Raw genomic sequence first — 19,497 nt, forward strand, 5'->3', positions numbered from 1 at the left:
TGCGATAATACCGCTTCTTCAAGCTATTGATTGCCTTCCATGCCACAATTTGCTCCGCTCCAGAATGATACTTTCCTGCGCGCCCTGCTGCGCCAGCCGACCGAGCACACGCCTGTCTGGCTGATGCGCCAGGCGGGCCGCTACCTGCCCGAATACCGCGCCACGCGCGAGCGGGCCGGCTCCTTCCTGGGCCTGGCAAAGAATCCCGATTACGCGACCGAAGTGACCTTGCAGCCGCTGGAGCGTTTCCCGCTCGACGCGGCGATTTTGTTTTCCGACATCCTGACGGTGCCGGACGCCATGGGCCTGGGCCTGTATTTCGCCGATGGCGAAGGGCCGAAGTTCGAGCGTCCGCTGCGCACGGAGCAGGACGTGAAGGCATTGCAGGTGCCGGACCTGGAGTCGCTCGACTATGTTTTCAAGGCCGTCACGCAAATCCGCACGGAACTCAATGGCCGCGTGCCGCTGATCGGTTTTTCCGGCAGCCCGTGGACCCTGGCGTGCTACATGGTGGAAGGCGGCGGCTCGAAAGAGTTCCATACCATCAAGAAGATGCTGTACAACCGTCCGGACCTGATGCACCACATCCTGGCGATTAACGCCACCTCCGTGGCGCAGTACCTGAATGCGCAAATCGATGCCGGCGCGCAAGCCGTGATGATTTTCGATTCCTGGGGTGGTGCGCTGGCCGATGGCGCCTACCAGGAATTCTCGCTGGCCTACATGCAGCAAGTGGTGGCGCAATTGAAACGCGACAAGGATGGCGTCAAGATTCCCGCCATCGTGTTTACCAAGGGCGGCGGCCAGTGGATCGAGCAGATCGCCGACATCGGCGCCGATGCCGTGGGCCTGGACTGGACCGTCAACCTGACGCGCGCGCGCCAACTGGTCGGCCATAAAGTGGGCTTGCAGGGCAACCTCGACCCGGCCATCCTGTTCGCCAGCCCGGATCAGATCCGCGCCGAAGTGGCGAAAGTGCTCAACGCCTTTGGCGCGCCATCGGCTGGCACGGGCCATGTATTCAACCTGGGCCATGGCATTTCCCAGTTCACGCCGCCCGAATCCGTGGAAGCCATGGTGGAAGCCGTGCACAGCATGAGCCGCGCCATGCGCAGCGGCCAGTAAGTATCCGTTTTCCCCTGGCGCAGGGGCGGAAAAGGCAGGCTTTCCAGCGGAAGCCTGCCTTTTTCTTTGCTGCGCCCTAGCAAGAAATACCGACTTATGCACAATTTTTTTTGCTGCGGAAATAAGAGGCAGCGTCAAAGCCATGCCCGGGGGCGCTCTGCAAGTGCTTGATTATTAAGACTTAAAAAATGCATTGTCCGGCGGACTTTGTTGCTATTGATAAGGTTATTCTTTCGTTCGCCTGCCTTATTCCTTCATTGTCCACAAAGTTATCAACAGATTCTGTGGATAAAATTGAAAAGTATTTTGTTAACCGATACTTAGCGTCGATGTTCAGGTTTCACCTGAAGTGCATGTTGCAGTGCATGATAATTGAACAATGTTTCGCCGCCCGGCAGCAAAAAACGAACGCTTGCCCGGCAATTGTCAACTTTGCCGCATGCCGCCGCTGTTTTTCCCGCTCGGGCGCCGAAAAACGCCGCTGATTTCTGTATAAATACATTACAAATGGTTCAGTTATGCACAGCGGCGGAAATGCCCCCCGGATTTCCAGCCTCCCGGGCATCAATTTTTAAGCCATTGATTTTAAATGCTTAATTTTTCTTGCGTGCCGCTCTTGACGGCGATCGAAATTTTCTATCCACATTTTTCTGAAAGTTAATTTTGCTTTGTCCACAAAGTTATCCACAGAATTTTCTTCAGGCACGATGACACGCTGTCGCGCCTGCCGTTAGGCGTTTGATGGGTGAAACAAGTATCATGGCCCGCTGGCTTGATGCCGGACATCCCGCGCGCCATCGATCCTGCGGCGCGCTTTTTTACTCAGATAGGCCCACCTTCCATGTCGCAGTGCATTTTGACGTCGTGCATCCTGAAAATCGCGCTCGACACGCCCTTGAACGCCCTGTTCGATTACCGCTGGAACGCGGCGGTGGATGCGGACGTCGCCGCGCCGTTGCCGCAAGTGGGCCAGCTGGCGCTGGTGCCGTTCGGCCGGCGCGAAGTGATGGGGCTGATCGTCGGCATCTCAAGCAGCACCGACGTGCCCGCCGCGAAACTGAAGGATGTGCTGGCCGTGCGCAGCCAGCTGGCGCCCCTGTCGGAACAGTGGCTGGCGCTGGCCGCCTTTGCCGCCGATTACTACCAGCGCCCGCTGGGCGAGGTGGCGCTGCCGGGTTTGCCGAAGAATTTGCGCGTGCTGACCACCGTGGCGCTCGACCGCGCCATCAAGAAGCTGGGCAAGCTGGCCGACGCGCACGACGGCACGCCGCTGAACATGCCGGCCCTGAATGCCGCCCAGCAAGAAGCGGCGGACGCCATCGGCGGCGCACAGGGTTTCAAGCCGACCCTGCTGTACGGCGTGACGGGCAGCGGCAAGACGGAAGTGTATCTGCAGGCTTGCGCTCAGGTGCTGGCGCGCGAGGATGATGCGCAAATCCTGATTCTGGTGCCGGAAATCAACCTGACGCCCCAGCTGGAAGGCAATATCCGCGCGCGCTTTCCCGGCGTCATGCTGGCGACCTTGCACAGCAGCCTGTCCGAAGGCGAGCGCATGCTGCACTGGCTGGCCGCCCACCAGGGCCAGGCGCGCATCGTGCTCGGCACGCGGCTGGCCATCCTGGCGTCGTTGCCGAAACTCAAACTGATCGTCATCGACGAGGAGCACGACCCATCCTACAAGCAGCAGGAAGGCTTGCGTTATTCCGCGCGCGACCTGGCCGTGTGGCGCGCCTGGCAATTGCAAATTCCCATCGTGCTCGGTTCGGCCACGCCCTCGCTGGAAAGTTGGCACCACGCGCAGACGGGGCGCTACCGCAAGCTGGAATTGCGCGAGCGGGCGGTGAAAAATGCCGTCTTGCCACGCGTCAAGATCCTCGACATGGAGCGCGACAAGCCGAAAGACGGCCTGACATCGCACTTGGTGGCGGCATTAAAACTGCGCATGGAGCGCGGGGAGCAGTCGTTGCTGTTTCTGAACCGGCGCGGTTATTCCCCCGTCATCTGTTGCGAATCGTGCGGCTGGATCAGCAATTGCACGCGTTGCACCTCGTTCATGGTGCTGCACAAGCCCGAACACCGCTTGCGCTGCCACCATTGCAGCCTGGAATTGCGCATTCCCCGCCATTGTCCCACCTGCGGCAACGTCGACCTGCAGCCGCTGGGACGCGGCACGCAGAGGGTGGAAGAGGGCTTGCAGCAATTGTTTCCCGAGGCGCGCATCTTGCGCATCGATGCCGATTCCACGCGCAAGAAGGGCAGCGCGCAGGAAGCGTTCGACACCGTGCACCGGGGCGAAGTGGATATTCTGATCGGCACGCAGATGGTGGCCAAGGGCCACGATTTCAAAAAGCTGACCCTGGTCGGCATTTTGAATCCGGATACGGCCCTGTTTTCCCAAGACTACCGGGCCAGCGAACGCCTGTTCGCGCAGCTGATGCAGGTGGCGGGCCGCGCCGGGCGGGCCGCGCAGACGGAAGGGGGCAGCGTCAGCGAAGTGCTGATCCAGACGCGCTATGCGCGCCATCCGCTGTACGACGCCGTCGTCAACCACGATTACGACCACTTCGCCACCACCTTGCTGGAAGAGCGAGCGCAGGCGGCGCTGCCGCCCTACCTGTTCCAGGCCCTGCTGCGCGCCGAGGCGCCCGAGCTGGCGACCGCTATCGAGTTCCTGCAGGCGGCGAAAGAGTGCATGGAACACCCGCAAGTGACCATCAATGACCCGATTCCCATGAGCATGACGCGCGTCTACAACGTGGACCGCGCCCAGTTGCTGCTGGAATCGCCCTCGCGGCCGGCCCTGCAGGCGTTTTTAAAAGAATGGCTGGCGGAATTGCGCGCCATGAAGTCGCGCGTGAAATGGTCGCTGGAAGTGGACCCGCTGGATATTTGACTAGTTCAGGTAGTCGCGCGCCGACTTGACGATCTGTTCGGACAGCAGCTTGGTAAACGGCGTGTCCAGGGTCCACGCATGCCAGCTCAGCGGCACATCCAGGGTGTTGCCCGGCATCAGATCCACGAGACGGTCTGTTGCCAGCGCCTGCGCGGCCAGGCGCTGCGGCATCAGGCCGTAGGCCAGGCCATCCTGTACGCAGCCGCGGCGCGCCGCTTCCACCGGTAAAGTATGGTGCGGAAACGGTTCGCGCAGGCTTAATTGTTCAGCAAGGAAACGCGCCAGCAAGCCGTGCTGGCCCACGACGGCCGGTGCCAGTTGCACCGCTTCGGCAATAAAACCATCGCCGAACCAGTGGCCGGCAAACATGGGTGTAGCCACGCACACATAGCGCAAGGTGCCCAGCGGCGTGACGCTGGTGGCGGCCGCCGCGTCGATCGCTGTGCCGGACTCGGCTGCCACGCAGCCAAACACGGAGCCGTCGCGCACCATTTGCAAGGCGCTGTCGCTGTCGGCCAGGCGCACGTCGAGCTGGCAACGCGGCGGCGCCAGCAGCGCGGACAAGGTGTCGGGAAACCACGTGGCCAGGCTGTCGGCATCGATGGCGATGGCGATTTCCGGCATGCTGACGCTGTTGCCCAGGTCGATGTCGAGCGATGCTTCCATCAGCTTGACGTTGCGGTGGTGCACGATCAGGCGCTGGCCCAGGCCCGTCGGCACGGCTGGCTGGCCACGGATGATCAGCAGGCGCCCGCTGGCGTCTTCCAGCGCCTTGATGCGCTGCGAGACGGCCGACTGGGTGATGCCCAGCGCCAAGGCAGCCTTGTCGAAACTGCCATGGCTGGCCACGGCGTCCAGCACGGCCAGCGCGCGATAATCGAGTGATCCCATTAGCTCAGCTTATAAATTTTGAAAATGATTAGTTATACTAATGCATATATTGCTGCAAAGTAAAACCTTATTTTCGGCAAACGGGTAGTATCGAACGCTGTGAGCAACCTCGGTGGGATGGATAGCACGATGAAAACACTACAAGTGGATGTGGCCGTGATCGGCAGCGGCACGGCCGGCATGACGGCGCACAAGGCGGCGCGCATGCAGGGCAAGCGCGTGCTGATGATCGAAAGCGGACCGTACGGCACGACCTGCGCCAGGGTGGGCTGCATGCCCAGCAAACTCTTGATCGCGGCGGCCGAGGCGGCCCATGCCGTGGCTGCGGCGCCCGGTTTCGGCGTGCACCCGGGGCCCGTGCGCATCGATGGCCGGCAAGTGATGGCCAGGGTGCGCAGCGAGCGCGACCGCTTTGTCGGCTTCGTGCTCGACGGCGTCAACGCCATCCCCGACGACGAAAAACTGCGCGGCCATGCGCGTTTTATTTCCCCCGGCACATTGCAGGTGGATGAACACACGCTGGTGGAAGCGGCCAGCGTGGTGATCGCCACCGGTTCCACGCCCATTGTGCCGCCCGAGTGGCAAGCGGCCGGTGAGCGTGTCATCACCAGCGACGCCGTGTTCGAATGGACGGATTTGCCCAGCTCGGTGGCCGTGGTCGGCAGCGGCGTCATCGGCCTGGAACTGGGCCAGGCGCTGGCGCGGCTGGGCGTGCGCGTGACCCTGTTTGCGCGCGGTAATAAAGTCGCGCAGCTGACGGACCCGCTGGTGCTGCGCGAGGCGGATGCCGTGCTGGCGCGCGAACTCGATATCCGTTTCATGACCAAGGTCGCGCGCATGGCAAAAACGCCTGACGGCAATGGCATCCTGCTGACCAGCAGCGATGGCGCCGGCGTGGAAAAAACCGAGCAGTTCGAGTATGTGCTGGCCGCCATCGGCCGCGCGCCAAACGTGGACAAGATCGGCCTGGAAACGGCGCAAATCGAGCTCGACCGCCACGGCATTCCCCTGCATGACCCGCATACCATGCAGTGCGGCAAAAGCGCCATCTTCATCGCCGGCGATGCCGACAACGAACTGCCGCTGCTGCCCGAGGCGGCCGACGAGGGCCGCATCGCCGGGGAGAACGCGGCGCGCTTTCCTGACGTCAAACCTGGCTTGCGCCGCACGCCGTTGACGATTGCCTTCACGGAACCGCAGATCGCCACCGTGGGCGCCACGTACCAGCAATTATGCGTGAGCCACGCGGGCCGTTTCGCCGTCGGCGCCGTGTCGTTCGGCAACCAGGGCCGCAGCCGTGTGATGCTGCAAAACCAGGGCTTGCTGCGCGTGTATGCGGAATTCGGCAGCAAGCGTTTTCTCGGCGCCGAGCTGATCGGCCCAAGGGCGGAACACCTGGGCCATTTGCTGGCCTGGGCATGCCAGGCGCAGCTGACGGTACCGGCCATGCTTGACATGCCGTTTTACCACCCCGTCATCGAGGAAGGCGTGCGCACGGCCTTGCGCGAACTGGCGCTGCATCTGGAAAAAGACCCGGAACACGCGCCCGGCTGCGCCGACTGCACACCGGGACCTTGAAGGCAACTTTATGATTTACATAATTTTGTAGACAAGCTCACATGATTGCGCGATCATCGCTGCCACATTGAAATATTGATTAAAAGCAAAAAACATTTCAATTGGTATATGCCGCCCATGCCGTAATGGTAAAAAGGGTAGCGGCTGGCGATGACACGGAGACGATGTGAAAATTCGGCGCATTTATGCGGGAGAACTCGCCCTGGGCGTGGCCCTGCCCTGGGACGTGCATGGCGAAACGGGCAGCTTGCTGGCCAGGCTGGGCCATGTCATCAGCAGCGAGAACCAGATCGCATTGCTGCTGGCGCGCGGCGTCATCGCCGATACCAGCGCGGACGTGCCGCGCACGGCCACGGAAGCGCCATCGGCCCTGCGCATGCTGAACCTTGTCACGGCCGGCCTGGCCCTCGTCTTGCCGGCCATTGCCGCCGGGCAGGCGGGCAGCCATGCATCCCTCGCGCCACTGGCGCAACTGTTGGAAGAGGCCGTTGCACTGGACGCCGACGTGGCGCTGGCCTGCATCCTGCACAACCAGGGCGCGGGCGACTTTGCCGTACGCCACAGCGTCGACACGGCCGTCATCACGGCCCTGCTGGCGCGTGCTCTGAAACTCGATGATGATGTTGTGCGCAGCGTGGTGCTGGCGGCGCTGAGCATGAATGTGGGCATGCTGGAACGCCACGCGGATTTCCAGCACAAGGCGGGGCCGCTGGACGCGCAGGAACGGGCCTATTTGCGCGCCCATCCGCAAGCCGGTGTCGACCTGCTGCGCGCGGCGGGCGTGACGGACGCCGTCTGGCTGCAGGCCGTGCTGCAGCACCATGAAAATATCGATGGCAGCGGCTATCCGCTGGGCACGCAAGGCGAGGCGATCGGCATCGGCGCCCGCCTGATCATGCTGGCCGACCGCTATTGTGCGCGCGTCTCGAAGCGCAGCTACCGCCAGCCCTTGCTGCCCAACGTGGCCCTGCGCGAAATGCTGATGGCCGACAAGGCTACCCTCGATGCGCCGCTGGCGTCGCTGCTGGTGCGCGAGCTGGGCATCTATCCGGTCGGCACCTTCGTCAAACTGCTGAATGGGGAAATCGGCGTCGTCACACGCAAGGGCTTGAACGCCACCACGCCGCACGTGCAGTCGCTGGTCGGCCCCCGCGGCGCGCGCCTGGACGTGCCGCTGCGGCGCGACACGCGCGTGGACTTGCATGCCATCCGCGAAGTGCTCAGCGCGGAGCAGGCGGGACTGCAGTTTCGCCCCGATCAGCTGTGGGGCCGCAGCGCCAGAGTTTGATTTAGTTCAGCAGACCCGCATCCAGCCGTCCTTCGAGCGCCAGTTCGCGCATGACGCGCACGGTGTCGATATCGGATTCCTTGTAGGCGGAGCGGCGGAAGTCGTCATACAGGGCGTTGGCCTCGTCGGTGGCCGCGTCGTGGCCGTCGTCGTACTGGAAGCGCACCCACAGGCTCGCTTCATCGGGCATCTCGATGGTCATGATCAATGACGAGGCGCTGATGTCCTGTTGCGCCGGCACTTCGTAGCGCACCTGCAGTTGCGGTATCAGCACTACCCTGTCGTTGATGACCAGTTCGCCATAGCGCAGGCTGCGCGCGAAACCGGCATCGCTGCGCTCGCTGATATGGCATTCATCGAGGTGCGGCACGAACAGCTTGGGCGACTCGGCACGCAAGACGAGGCCGCGCCAGACTTGCTCCAGGGTCAAGGTGTCGATCAGCGGGTTCAAGGGATCGTTGATTTCAATCAGGTGTTCAAATTTCATGGGACTGCCATTCGGTAAGTGGGCGCGCACGGGCGATATAGGCGGAATGGTACTCCAGGCGTGGCATCGCCGCACGCATTGCATGGGCCAAGATGGCGGCATATGGCGATATATCAATGCCATTGCCTGTTTTTCAGGCATGGTCCGCCATGCAAATAGCCCACGCGACGCTGTTACAATGGGCTGCTGTTCCCTGCGGAAATACCCTGATGTCCAAAGCACCACAGTTCGGTCTGAATGCGCCCCAAAGCGAAGCGGTTACCTACCTCGACGGCCCTTGTCTGGTGCTGGCGGGCGCCGGTTCGGGCAAGACGCGCGTGATCACGCAAAAGATCGCCCATTTGATCGAAGACCGGGGCTACGACCCGCGCACCATCGCCGCGCTGACCTTCACCAACAAGGCGGCGCTGGAAATGCAGGAACGCATCGCCAAGTTATTGAAACAGCCGCGCCAGGCCAAGCAGCTGACGGTCTCGACCTTCCACTCGCTGGGCGTGAAAATCCTGCGCCAGGAAGCCAATGGCGTGGGCTTGAAGGACCGCTTTTCCATCATGGACAGCGACGACTGTTTTTCCCTCGTGCAAGATCTCGCCATTACCACCGATAAACAGGTCATACGCGGCATCCAGAACGCCATGTCCCTGTGGAAAAATGGCCTGATCGACCCGGATATGGCCCTGGCGCAAGCCAAGGATGAAGATGAGGCCAACGCGGCGCGCATCTACCGCAGCTATGTGGCCACCCTGTCCGCCTACCAGGCCGTCGATTTCGACGATTTAATACGCCTGCCCGTGGAACTGTTCCGCAACAACGGCCCCGTGCGCGACAAGTGGCAGCGCCGCCTGCGCTATCTGCTCGTCGATGAATACCAGGATACGAACACCTGCCAGTACGAACTGGTGAAATTGATGGTGACGGGCATCGGCAAGAAGCCGATGTTTACGGCCGTGGGCGACGACGACCAGGCAATCTATGCGTGGCGCGGCGCCACCGTGGAAAACCTGAAGACCCTGGAAACGGATTTCCCCGATCTGCGCGTGATCAAACTCGAGCAGAATTACCGCTCCACCATGCGCGTGCTCAACGCGGCCAATGCCGTCATCGGCAACAACCCGAAATTGTTTGAAAAGTCGCTGTGGTCCGAACACGGCCTGGGCGAACCGATCAAGGTGCTGGGCATGCAGACGGACGAGCAGGAGGCGGAGCAGGTCGCCATCATGATTTCGGCCGACCATTTTGAACGCAAGAACAAATTTTCCGATTACGCGATTCTGTACCGGGGTAATCACCAGGCGCGCATCATCGAGCAGTGTTTGCGCAAGGAACGCATCCCGTACACGATTTCGGGCGGCCAGAGTTTCTTCGACAAGGCCGAGATCAAAGACATCATCAGCTATCTGCGCCTGCTGGCGAATGAAGACGACGACCCGGCCTTCATCCGCGCCGTGACGACGCCGCGCCGTGGCGTGGGGCAGTCGACCCTGGAGGTGCTGGGCGCGTTTTCGGGGCAGTGGCAGTGCTCGCTGTTCCAGGCTGTGTTCAAGGGTGGCATCGAGGCCAAGCTGACGGACCGCCAGCTGGGGCCGCTGCGCGACTTCTGCAACTTCATCAACGACCTCGAATCGCGCGCCAGCCGTCCCGGCGCGGCCGGCAGCGGCGACAACGCGGCCGAAGTGCTGGACGACATGATGAAGGAAATCCACTACGAATCGTATCTGTACGATGCTTTTGAGGAACGCCAAGCGCAAAGCAAGTGGCAGAACGTGCTGGAATTCGTCAACTGGCTCAAGGAACGGGGCCGGGGCGGCAAGGACCGCGACGGCGAAGAAAAGAACGTGCTGGAATTGACGCAGATGGTGGCCCTGATGACCATGCTCGAGGGCAAGGACGAGGAGCAGGACGCCGTGCGCATGTCGACCCTGCACGCGTCGAAAGGCCTGGAGTTTCCGCACGTATTTCTGGTCGGCGTGGAAGAGGGGATCTTGCCGCACAAGGGCGACCCCGACGCGCCGGCCGAAACCATCGCCGCGCGCATCCAGGAAGAGCGGCGGCTGATGTACGTGGGTATTACGCGGGCCCAGCGCACCTTGCACATCACCTGGTGCAAGAAGCGCAAGCGGGCGGGCGAGCAAGTCCATTGCGACCCGTCGCGCTTCATCAAGGAAATGGAACTCGACGTGGGCGACGCCGTGCCGACGGAGGCGGAAGTGATTTCGCCGAAAGAACGTCTGGCGCGCATGAAAGCCTTGCTGGCCGCGCCGAAGGCTTAAGCGGCGTTCACGCTTCCACGGCGCCGCCGGGCGTGGTTTTCGGCACGATGGCCAGCTGCATGCCCAGCGCATCGAGCATCTTCAAAATGGTTTCGAAGCGCGGTTTGCTGCCTTCGCGCAAGGCTTTATAGGCGCCTTCACGCGTGATGTCGGCCCGGGCCGCCACCTTGCCCATGCCGTAGGCGCGCACCACGTCGTTCATGGCGGATTGGAACAGTTCGGCGTTGCCGGTGGCAACGATTTCGCTCATGTAGGCGGCCACGGCGGCCTTGCTGGTCAGGTGTTGCGTCGGGTCGAATTTGCTCAGCCCTAATGCTTCCAGGTCGTCGAGGTCGAAGGTGTCATGGTCGATATGTTGGTTCATTTTTTTCGTGCTCCTGTGGATGCCGCCGCCGCTTTCTTCAGGGTCGCCTGCCGGGCTTTCAAGTCCTTGAGTATCGCTTGCGCCTGCTTGATGTCGCGTCGCTGGCTTGATTTGTCGCCACCCAACAGCAGCAAGATCAGGGTGCCCAGATTCGTTTCGTGAAAATACACGCGCCAGCCCGGTCCTGTCTGTAAAAAACGCAGCTCGCACACGCCTTCGCCCACTGGCCGCCAGTCGCCCTTTTTACCGTGCTGCAAATGCTTGATGCGCGCATCGATGGCCGCCGCCGCCACGTCGTGCAAGGTGTCTTCCCAGCGGCGGTATTCAGCCGTCTTGCGCGTATCGATCAAGTCAGGCAAGGTGGATAGGTCCATTGTAATCGTTTGTTCTCATTCGTCAAGCGGTTTGATTCAGCCATATGGAGAGAATAGGCAGAAATCGGCACCGCTTCGGCAAGAATGCCGCTTGTTTGTCCTGGCTCACGCCGCTGCGGCGGTAAAATGCCGCTTTCAGTCAGGAGTCACCGTGAGCACCATGGACAATGCAGAACAGATGGAAGTACGTTTCGTCGATATCGAAATCAAGCTGGCGCAGCAGGAAGACCTGGTCGAGTCGCTGAACCAGATGGTGTACCAGCAGGGCAAGCGCATCGACCAGCTCGAGGCGATGCTGCACAAGCTGGGCGAACACGTGCGCGACGGGGCGCAGCAGGCGAATGGCGGACTGGTCAACGAGCGTCCGCCGCATTATTGAATCGGCATCGTGACGCGGGGCGCATGAAAACCGTTCATCACTGGCTGGCGCGCTACCATCGGTAGTTGCTGGTGACGCAAGTGTGTCAGGCTGTTATTATTTCAGGCTGGCCCGCGACACAATCGCGGCTCTCTTGCGTTCCTTGAAAGTAGACATGACCCGTCCAACAATGCTCGTCATCGCCGCCAGCCTGATGCTGGCGCCAGCCGCCGCCGTTTTTGCCGCCACCGCGGCCGCAGCGCTGCCTGCTTCGAACCCGTTTGCGCAGGCCAGCAGCCTGCCTTTTAACTATCCACCGTTCGATAAGGTGCAGGACGCTGACTACGCGCCCGCCTTTACGGCAGGCATGGCCGCCAACTTGGCGGAAATCAATGCGATTGCGAACAACAAGAAACCAGCGACCTTCGACAACACCATCGTGGCCATGGAACGCTCGGGCCAGCTGCTGAGCCGCGTGCGCACCGTGTTTTCCGTGATGTCCGGCTCGAATACGAATGACACGATCCAGGGCCTGGAACGCGAACTGGCGCCGAAAATGGCGGCCCACAGCGACGCGATCATGCTCAACGACAAACTCTTCAAGCGCATCGACAGCCTGTATGCCAAGCGTGACAAGCTGGGCCTGGATGCCGAATCGAAACGCTTGCTGGAACGCTATCACACGGATTTTGTACGCGCCGGCGCCAAGCTGTCGGCGGCCGACAAGGAAAAGCTGCGCGCCTACAACGGCCAGCTGGCCGCCCTGTCGACCAAGTTCGCGCAAAATGTACTGAAGGAATTGAACGCCTCGGCCGTCGTTGTCGACACGCGCGAAGAACTGGACGGCCTGTCGCCGGCCGCCATTGAAGTGGCCGCCGGCCTGGCCAAGAAGCGCGGCCTGGACGGTAAATACGTGATCGCCCTCGTCAACACGACGGGCCAGGCGCCGCTGTCGCTGCTGACCAACCGCGCCGTGCGCGAACGCATCATGGCCGCTTCGCAAGCGCGCGGCAGCCGTGGCGGCGAGTTCGACAATACCCAGGAAGTGCTGGAACTGGCAAAACTGCGCGCCGAACGCGCCGCGCTGATGGGCTACCCGAACTACGCGGCCTATTCGCTGGAAGACCAGACGGCGCACGACACGACCGCCGTGAACGCCCTGCTGGGCGAATTGGCGAAGCCGGCCGTCGTCAACGCCCGGCGTGAAGCGGACGATATCCAGAAGGTCATCGATGCGGGCAAGGGCGGCTTCAAGTTGGGCGCCGCCGACTGGGCCTTCTATAGCGACAAGGTGCGTGCCGAACGTTATAACTTCGACGAGACGCAACTCAAACCATACTTTGAAATGCACAGCGTATTGACCAAGGGCGTGTTCTTTGCCGCCGGCAAGTTGTACGGTCTCACTTTCAAGCAGCGCACCGACTTGCCCGTCTACACGTCCGACATGCTGGTGTACGACGTTTTCAATGAAGACGGCACCCAACTGGCCATCTTTACGCTTGACCCTTACGCGCGCAGCAACAAGCGCGGCGGCGCCTGGGCGAATGCCTACGTGGGCCAGTCGACCTTGCTGAACCGCAAGCCGGTGATTGCGAATAACCTCAACATTCCAAAGCCGGAAGCAGGCCAGCCGACCCTGATGACGTTTGACGAAGTCAACACCATGTTCCACGAATTCGGCCATGCGCTGCACGGCATGTTTTCGAACGTGAAATATCCACGCTTCGCCGGCACCAGCGTGCCGCGCGACTTCGTCGAATACCCGTCGCAAGTCAATGAAATGTGGGCGCTGTGGCCGGAAGTGCTGCAAAACTACGCCAAGCACTATCAAACGGGCGCAGCCATCCCGGCCGAACTGCTGGCGAAAGTGACGGCGGCCGACAATTTCAACCAGGGCTATAAAACCACGGAATACCTGGCGTCGGCTCTACTGGACCAGCGCTGGCACCAGCTGACCCCGGCGCAGATCCCGACCGACGTGCTGGCGTTTGAAAAAGCCGCCTTGACGGATGCCGGCGTCGATTTCGCCCCGGCGCCGCCGCGCTACCGCACCACGTATTTCTCGCATGCGTTCGCGGGCGGCTACTCGGCCGGCTACTACGCGTATCTGTGGTCGGAAAAGCTCGATGCCGACACGGTCGAGTGGTTCAAGGAAAACGGCGGCCTGACGCGCAAGAACGGCGACTGGTTCCGCACTAAACTGCTGTCGCGCGGCGGCAGCGCCGATGCGCTCGACATCTACCGCAACTTCCGTGGCCGCGATGCGAAGATCGAGCCGTTGCTGCAACGCCGTGGCCTGAACGGCAAGTAATTCCTTCCCTGCACTGGCCTGGCCGGTGCTGAACATCAATGGCCGGCCCGCAATGGCCGGCCATTTTTATTTGGCGATTCCGCTTGAAAACCGTGGTAAACCGCGCAGTTGGCGTGATGCACCACAGGATCGCCCATGTTGGATGACGCCTGTGTGACAGACTGCTATGATCTGCCACTGGCCCGCGACGCGATCGCGGTTCTTCCCGCGCTTCCTGAAAGATGTCATGATCCGTCCACAACTGCTCGTCATCGCCGCCAGCGTCATGCTGGCCCACGCCGCCCCATCCGCCATGGCTGCCGCCACTGCAAAATCGGCGCCCGCCGCTGCCGTCAGCGCCCAGAACCCCCTGCTCAAAGTGAGCCCGCTGCCATTCCAGATGCCGCAGTTCGGCCTGATCAAGGATGAACACTATGCGCCCGCGTTTGCCGAAGGCATGAAACGCCAGTTGGCCGAAGTCAACGCGATTGCCAGCAACCGCCAGGCGCCCACGTTCGAGAACACCATCGTGGCCCTCGAGCGCACGGGACAGCTGCTGCACCGCGTGAATAGCATCTTCAGCAACATGACGTCGACCAACACGAACAGTGTGCTGGAAGCGGTGGAAGTGGACGTGTCGCCGAAACTGGCCGCGCATGGCGACGCGATCACCCTGAATCCGAAATTGTTTACCCGCATCGACACCCTGTACGCCAAGCGCGACAAGCTGGGCCTCGATGCCGAATCCTTGCGCTTGCTGGAACGCTATCACACGGATTTCGTGCGCGCCGGCGCCAAGCTGTCCGATGCGGACAAGGAAAAATTGAAAGCCTACAACGCCGAGCAGGCGGGCCTGGAAACGGCCTTCGCGCAAAACGTGCTGAAGGAAACGAATGCCAAGAGCATCGTCGTCGACACGCGTCTTGAGCTGGCCGGCATGACGGACAGCGATATCGATACGGCTGCTGCTGCCGCCAAGGAGCGGGGCTTGACGGGCAAGTTCCTCATTGCTCTGGTGAACACCAGCGGCCAGCCGCCACTGGCGGTATTGACGGATCGCAAGACGCGCCAGCGCCTGATGGATGCGTCGCTGAACCGCGGCAGCCAGGGCGGCGAGTTCGACAACCGCGCCATCGTGCTGAAACTGGCCAAACTGCGCGCCGAACGGGCCACCCTGCTCGGTTACGCCAACTACGCCGCGTACTCGCTGGAAGACCAGACGGCCAAGACCACGACGGCCGTCAACACCTTGCTGTCGGAACTGGCGAAACCGGCCGTCGCCAACGCGCGCCGCGAAGCGGCCGACCTGCAGCAAGTGGTCGATGCGGAAAAGGGCGGTTTCCAGGTCGCGGCCGCCGACTGGGCCATCTACACGGACAAGCTGCGCAAGCAGCGTTTCAATTTCGATGAAAACGAACTGAAACCGTACCTGGAACTCAACAGCGTGCTGAACAATGGCGTGTTCTTTGCCGCCAACAAGTTGTATGGCATCAGTTTCAAGCAACGTACTGATCTACCGGTGTACAACCCGGACGTGCGCGTCTACGACGTGACGGACGCCAACGGCAAGCCGCTGGCCTTGTTCATCGCCGACTTCTATGCGCGCGGCAACAAGCATGGCGGCGCGTGGATGAATGAATACGTGTCGCAATCGTCTTTGATGGGCACGCATCCGGTGGTGGCCAACCAATTGAACATTCCGAAGCCGCCCGCCGGCCAGCCGACCTTGCTGACGTTCGATGAAGTGACGACCATGTTCCACGAATTCGGCCATGCGCTGCACGGCATGTTCTCGAACGTGAAATATCCGCGCTTTGCCGGCACCAGCGTGCCGAGCGACTTCGTCGAGTATCCATCGCAAGTCAATGAAATGTGGGCCGTCTGGCCGGAAGTGCTGCAAAACTACGCCAAGCACTACCAGAGCGGCGCGGCCATGCCGCAGGAATTGCTCGACAAGGTGACGGCGGCGAAGAAATTCAACCAGGGGTTCATGACGACGGAATACCTGTCGGCGGCCCTGCTGGACCAGCACTGGCACCAGTTGGCGCCGAGCCAGATCCCGACGGACGTGCTGGCCTTTGAAGCGGCCTCGTTGAAAGACGCGGGCGTCGATTACGCGCCCGTGCCGCCGCGCTACCGCACCAGTTATTTCTCGCACAGCTTCTCGGGCGGCTATTCGGCGGCGTACTACGCTTACCTGTGGTCGGAAAAGCTGGACGCGGAATCGGTCAACTGGTTCAAGGAAAACGGCGGCCTGACGCGCAAGAATGGCGACTGGTTCCGTAATAAACTGCTGTCGCGCGGCGGCAGCGTCGATGCGCTGCAACTGTTCCGCGACTTCCGCGGCCGCGATGCCACCGTGGAACCATTGCTGGAACGCCGCGGCTTGAACGCCAAGTAAGACGTTCTCATCAGAAGCTTGCGTTGCGTTGACCTGGCGCACGCAAGCTTTCTGTGTCGGCGGCGTAGAATTGAGTAAGATGTAAACAAGAAGGCAGTCGAAAGAAAGAGTTTATGAGTCAGCAAGATTTGAATGGCATTACCCTGGAAGGTATCGTGACGCGCCTGCAAGCCCATTACGGCTGGGATGGCCTGGCCAAGCACATCGATATCAATTGCTTCATCAGCGATCCCAGCATCAAGTCGAGCCTGAAGTTTTTGCGCAAGACCCCGTGGGCCAGAAGCAAGGTGGAACAATTGTTCCTGGACACGCAATTTACCGACTGACAGGAAAAAACATGGATAGCAAACTCAAGGAATCGTTGCAACAGCTGCAATCGACCATCGCATCTGGCGATCCTGTGGATGAAGAAACGCATGGTTTGCTGCAAAAGCTCAATGGCGATATTCAGCAACTGCTGGAAAAGCGCGCCGCGCAGGAACAGGAAGAAGAGTCGATCACCTATGGCCTGGCCGAGCGCAGCCAGGAATTGTCGGCCAAGTTTGCCGTCAAGCATCCGAAACTGGAGCCGGCGTTGCGAGAACTGGGTGAGATCCTGGCGAATATGGGAATCTGATGTAACCCGGGGAAAAGCTGGGGTCAGACCGCGGAAGGGTCTGACCCCAAGGGCCTTTTTTCCTCAAGTGATTGAAAAATAAACGTTTTTTGTACTGAAATCCAACAGTAAAAAGCAGGCCGTCAGGTTGGAAATGGCCAATTCCGGTACAATCCGTACCCTATGAGCTCCCCTACCAATTTATTTGCGACCGTTCCCAAGCGGTCTGCCCGCGCTGCCGTGGCGCCTTTCCTGCCGATGTCGCGTGCCGAGATGGACGCGCTGGGCTGGGACCAGTGCGACGTCATCCTCGTCACGGGCGACGCCTACATCGACCATCCGAGTTTCGGCATGGCCCTCGTTGGCCGCCTGCTTGAAGCGCAGGGTTACCGAGTCGGCATCATCAGTCAGCCGGACTGGCTGTCGGCCGACGCCTTCCGCATCCTCGGCAAGCCGCGCCTGTACTACGGCATTACCGCCGGCAACATGGATTCCATGGTCAACCAGTACACGGCCGACCGCAAGATCCGCTCCGACGACGCTTACACGGCGAACGCGGAACCGAATAAACGCCCGGACCGCGCCGTCACCGTGTACGCCCAGCGCGCGCGCGAAGCGTATCCCGACGTGCCCATCGTCATCGGCAGCATCGAAGCGTCCCTGCGCCGCATCGCCCATTACGATTACTGGTCGGACAAGGTCCGCCGTTCCGTCTTGCCCGATTCCAAGGCCGATTTGCTGATCTTCGGCAATGCCGAGCGGGCGCTGGTCGACCTGACGCATCGCCTGGCCGCCGGCGAACACATCAAGGATATCCGCGACTTGCGCGGCACGGCCTTCATGGTGCCGTCCGGCTGGTTGCCTGGCGACGACTGGGGCGTGCACAACTCCACCCGCGTCGACGTGCCCGGCAAGGTCGATCCGCACTACAGCCCGTACGAGATGGTGCAGGAAGACAAGACCGCCTGCGCCACGGAAAATGCGTCGAAATCGGCCGAAGTCATCAAGCCGATCCGCATCATGAGCCGCGAAGAGCGTCTGGCCATGGCCAAGGAAAAGCACGACAAGACGGTGGTGCGCCTGCCCGCGTATGACGTCGTCAAGGATGACCCCGTCATGTATGCGCACGCCTCGCGCGTGTTCCACCTGGAATCGAATCCCGGCAATGCGCGCGCTATGGTGCAGGCGCACGGCGAGCGCGACGTGTGGCTCAACCCGCCGCCGCTGCCGCTGGCCATGGACGAGATGGATGGCGTGTACGACATGAATTACGCGCGCGCCCCGCATCCAAGTTATGGCAAGGCGCATATCCCCGCCTGGGAAATGATCCGCTTTTCCGTCAACATCATGCGCGGCTGCTTCGGCGGCTGCACCTTCTGCTCGATCACGGAACACGAAGGCCGCATCATCCAGAGCCGCTCGGAACCGTCGATCCTGCGCGAAATCGAGCATATCCGCGATAAAACCAAAGGTTTTACGGGCACCATTTCCGATATGGGTGGCCCGACGGCGAATATGTACCGCCTCGCCTGCAAGGAAAAAGAGATCGAAGTGTCGTGCCGCCGCCTGTCGTGCGTGTACCCGTCCATCTGCGTGAACCTGGGCACGGACCACAGCAAGCTCATCTCGTTGTACCGCAAGGCGCGCGCCATTCCCGGCATCAAGAAAGTGCTGATCAGCTCAGGTCTGCGCTACGACCTGGCCGTGCGTTCGCCCGAATACGTCAAGGAACTGGTGACGCACCACGTCGGTGGCCTCTTGAAAATTGCGCCCGAGCACACGGAAGAGGGGACTTTGTCGAAGATGATGAAGCCCGGCATCGGCGCGTATGACGAGTTCAAGGAAATGTTCGACCGTTTCTCCCTGGAAGCGGGCAAGAAGCAGTATCTGATCCCGTATTTCATCGCCGCCCATCCGGGCACGACGGACGTGGACATGCTGAACCTGGCCCTGTGGCTGAAGAAAAACAATTTCAAGCTGGACCAGGTGCAAACTTTCATGCCCACGCCGATGGCCATGGCGACGACCATGTATCACACGCGCAAGAATCCCTTGCGCAAGGTCACGGCGGATTCGGAAGTGGTGGAAACGGCCCGCAGCGGCAAGATCCGCCGCACGCATAAAGCCTTCCTGCGCTATCAGGATCCGGCCAACTGGCCGATCCTGCGCGAAGCGCTGGTCAACATGGGCCGTGGCGACTTGATCGGCAATGGCGACAAGCATTTGATTCCGGCCTGGACCTCGTCCGAATCGGGCGGCCTGGCCGCAGGCGAACGCAGCCGCCAGACGCATGGCGCCGGCACGCCGGACAAGTTCAAGGTCACGCCGGGCAAGAACCGCATCGCCCTGGGCGGCACGGCCGCCGCGCCGAAGGCGACAGCCGTCGAATCGAAAGTGCGTCCATCGATCCTGTCGACCATCAAAACGAAGGCCAAGCCGGCCGCCGTGCCGATGGGCCGTGGCGGCAAGCCGCCAGCCAAGGGCGGCCATGCCGCGCCGGCACGGGGCGGACGCAAGTAAGCCAGCGTCACTGTCCCCGGCATCGACTGAGAACCCGGCAACGCCTACAGCGTTGCCGGGTTT

At 61.4% G+C, this 19,497-nt stretch carries 15 protein-coding genes; 11 read left to right on the forward strand and 4 right to left on the reverse strand.

The window, feature by feature from the left end; all coding sequences use genetic code 11:
- Nucleotides 1-39 precede the first annotated feature (39 nt).
- Both hemE and ACPJXG_RS00380 read left to right on the forward strand, forming a co-directional pair.
- Nucleotides 40-1,125: a uroporphyrinogen decarboxylase gene (gene hemE, locus ACPJXG_RS00375; RefSeq protein ID WP_035823084.1), complete on the forward strand. Its 1,086-nt coding sequence runs from the start codon at nt 40-42 to the stop codon at nt 1,123-1,125.
- Nucleotides 1,126-1,966: 841 nt separating this feature from the next.
- Nucleotides 1,967-4,018 (forward strand): primosomal protein N', encoded by a 2,052-nt coding sequence (locus ACPJXG_RS00380; protein ID WP_035823080.1) that lies wholly within the window; start codon nt 1,967-1,969, stop codon nt 4,016-4,018.
- On the opposite strand, the gene ACPJXG_RS00385 is transcribed toward ACPJXG_RS00380, so the two are convergent.
- The gene (locus ACPJXG_RS00385; RefSeq protein WP_425253066.1) at nt 4,019-4,909 is read right to left on the reverse strand and encodes an ArgP/LysG family DNA-binding transcriptional regulator; all 891 of its coding nucleotides are present in this window, start codon (nt 4,907-4,909) and stop codon (nt 4,019-4,021) included. It abuts the gene before it with no gap.
- 129 nt (nt 4,910-5,038) lie between these two features.
- On the opposite strand from ACPJXG_RS00385, the gene ACPJXG_RS00390 reads away from it, so the two are divergent.
- Both ACPJXG_RS00390 and ACPJXG_RS00395 read left to right on the forward strand, forming a co-directional pair.
- Nucleotides 5,039-6,487 (forward strand): dihydrolipoyl dehydrogenase, encoded by a 1,449-nt coding sequence (locus tag ACPJXG_RS00390; RefSeq protein WP_425253067.1) that lies wholly within the window; start codon nt 5,039-5,041, stop codon nt 6,485-6,487.
- A 166-nt stretch (nt 6,488-6,653) separates the two neighbouring features.
- Complete coding sequence (locus tag ACPJXG_RS00395) at nt 6,654-7,775, forward strand: HD-GYP domain-containing protein (protein ID WP_425253068.1); 1,122 nt, start codon at nt 6,654-6,656, stop codon at nt 7,773-7,775.
- 1 nt (nt 7,776) lies between these two features.
- Here the strand turns inward: ACPJXG_RS00395 and ACPJXG_RS00400 are convergent, their stop codons facing one another.
- Nucleotides 7,777-8,262: an SRPBCC family protein gene (locus ACPJXG_RS00400; protein ID WP_425253069.1), complete on the reverse strand. Its 486-nt coding sequence runs from the start codon at nt 8,260-8,262 to the stop codon at nt 7,777-7,779.
- A 209-nt stretch (nt 8,263-8,471) separates the two neighbouring features.
- Here ACPJXG_RS00400 and ACPJXG_RS00405 point away from each other — a divergent pair, with 209 nt between their 5' ends.
- A complete protein-coding gene (locus ACPJXG_RS00405) occupies nt 8,472-10,532 on the forward strand; it encodes a UvrD-helicase domain-containing protein (RefSeq protein ID WP_051959209.1) in 2,061 nt (686 codons plus the stop codon).
- Between the two features lie 7 nt (nt 10,533-10,539).
- Here ACPJXG_RS00405 and ACPJXG_RS00410 read toward each other — a convergent pair whose 3' ends face one another.
- A complete protein-coding gene (locus ACPJXG_RS00410) occupies nt 10,540-10,896 on the reverse strand; it encodes an addiction module antidote protein (RefSeq protein WP_425253070.1) in 357 nt (118 codons plus the stop codon).
- Nucleotides 10,893-11,270, reverse strand: a complete 378-nt coding sequence (locus tag ACPJXG_RS00415; protein ID WP_425253071.1) for a type II toxin-antitoxin system RelE/ParE family toxin — start codon at nt 11,268-11,270, stop codon at nt 10,893-10,895. Before ACPJXG_RS00415 ends, ACPJXG_RS00410 begins: the two co-directional genes overlap by 4 nt.
- Before the next feature lie 160 nt (nt 11,271-11,430).
- Here ACPJXG_RS00415 and ACPJXG_RS00420 point away from each other — a divergent pair, with 160 nt between their 5' ends.
- From ACPJXG_RS00420 to ACPJXG_RS00445, 6 genes are all read left to right on the forward strand, one after another.
- Nucleotides 11,431-11,649: a SlyX family protein gene (locus tag ACPJXG_RS00420; protein ID WP_034753936.1), complete on the forward strand. Its 219-nt coding sequence runs from the start codon at nt 11,431-11,433 to the stop codon at nt 11,647-11,649.
- Between the two features lie 154 nt (nt 11,650-11,803).
- Nucleotides 11,804-13,939 carry a M3 family metallopeptidase gene (locus tag ACPJXG_RS00425; protein ID WP_425253072.1) on the forward strand — a complete coding sequence of 712 codons (2,136 nt, stop codon included), beginning with the start codon at nt 11,804-11,806 and terminating at the stop codon, nt 13,937-13,939.
- A 226-nt stretch (nt 13,940-14,165) separates the two neighbouring features.
- Complete coding sequence (locus ACPJXG_RS00430) at nt 14,166-16,319, forward strand: M3 family metallopeptidase (RefSeq protein ID WP_425253073.1); 2,154 nt, start codon at nt 14,166-14,168, stop codon at nt 16,317-16,319.
- Between the two features lie 113 nt (nt 16,320-16,432).
- A complete protein-coding gene (locus ACPJXG_RS00435; protein WP_034753881.1) occupies nt 16,433-16,645 on the forward strand; it encodes a VF530 family DNA-binding protein in 213 nt (70 codons plus the stop codon).
- Between the two features lie 11 nt (nt 16,646-16,656).
- Complete coding sequence (locus tag ACPJXG_RS00440) at nt 16,657-16,935, forward strand: DUF4404 family protein (RefSeq protein ID WP_035823070.1); 279 nt, start codon at nt 16,657-16,659, stop codon at nt 16,933-16,935.
- A gap of 237 nt (nt 16,936-17,172) precedes the next feature.
- Nucleotides 17,173-19,434, forward strand: a complete 2,262-nt coding sequence (locus ACPJXG_RS00445) for a YgiQ family radical SAM protein (RefSeq protein WP_035828431.1) — start codon at nt 17,173-17,175, stop codon at nt 19,432-19,434.
- Nucleotides 19,435-19,497: the final 63 nt, after the last annotated feature.

Source organism: Janthinobacterium sp. NFX145 (genome assembly GCF_049810325.1).
GTDB lineage: Bacteria > Pseudomonadota > Gammaproteobacteria > Burkholderiales > Burkholderiaceae_D > Janthinobacterium > Janthinobacterium rivuli.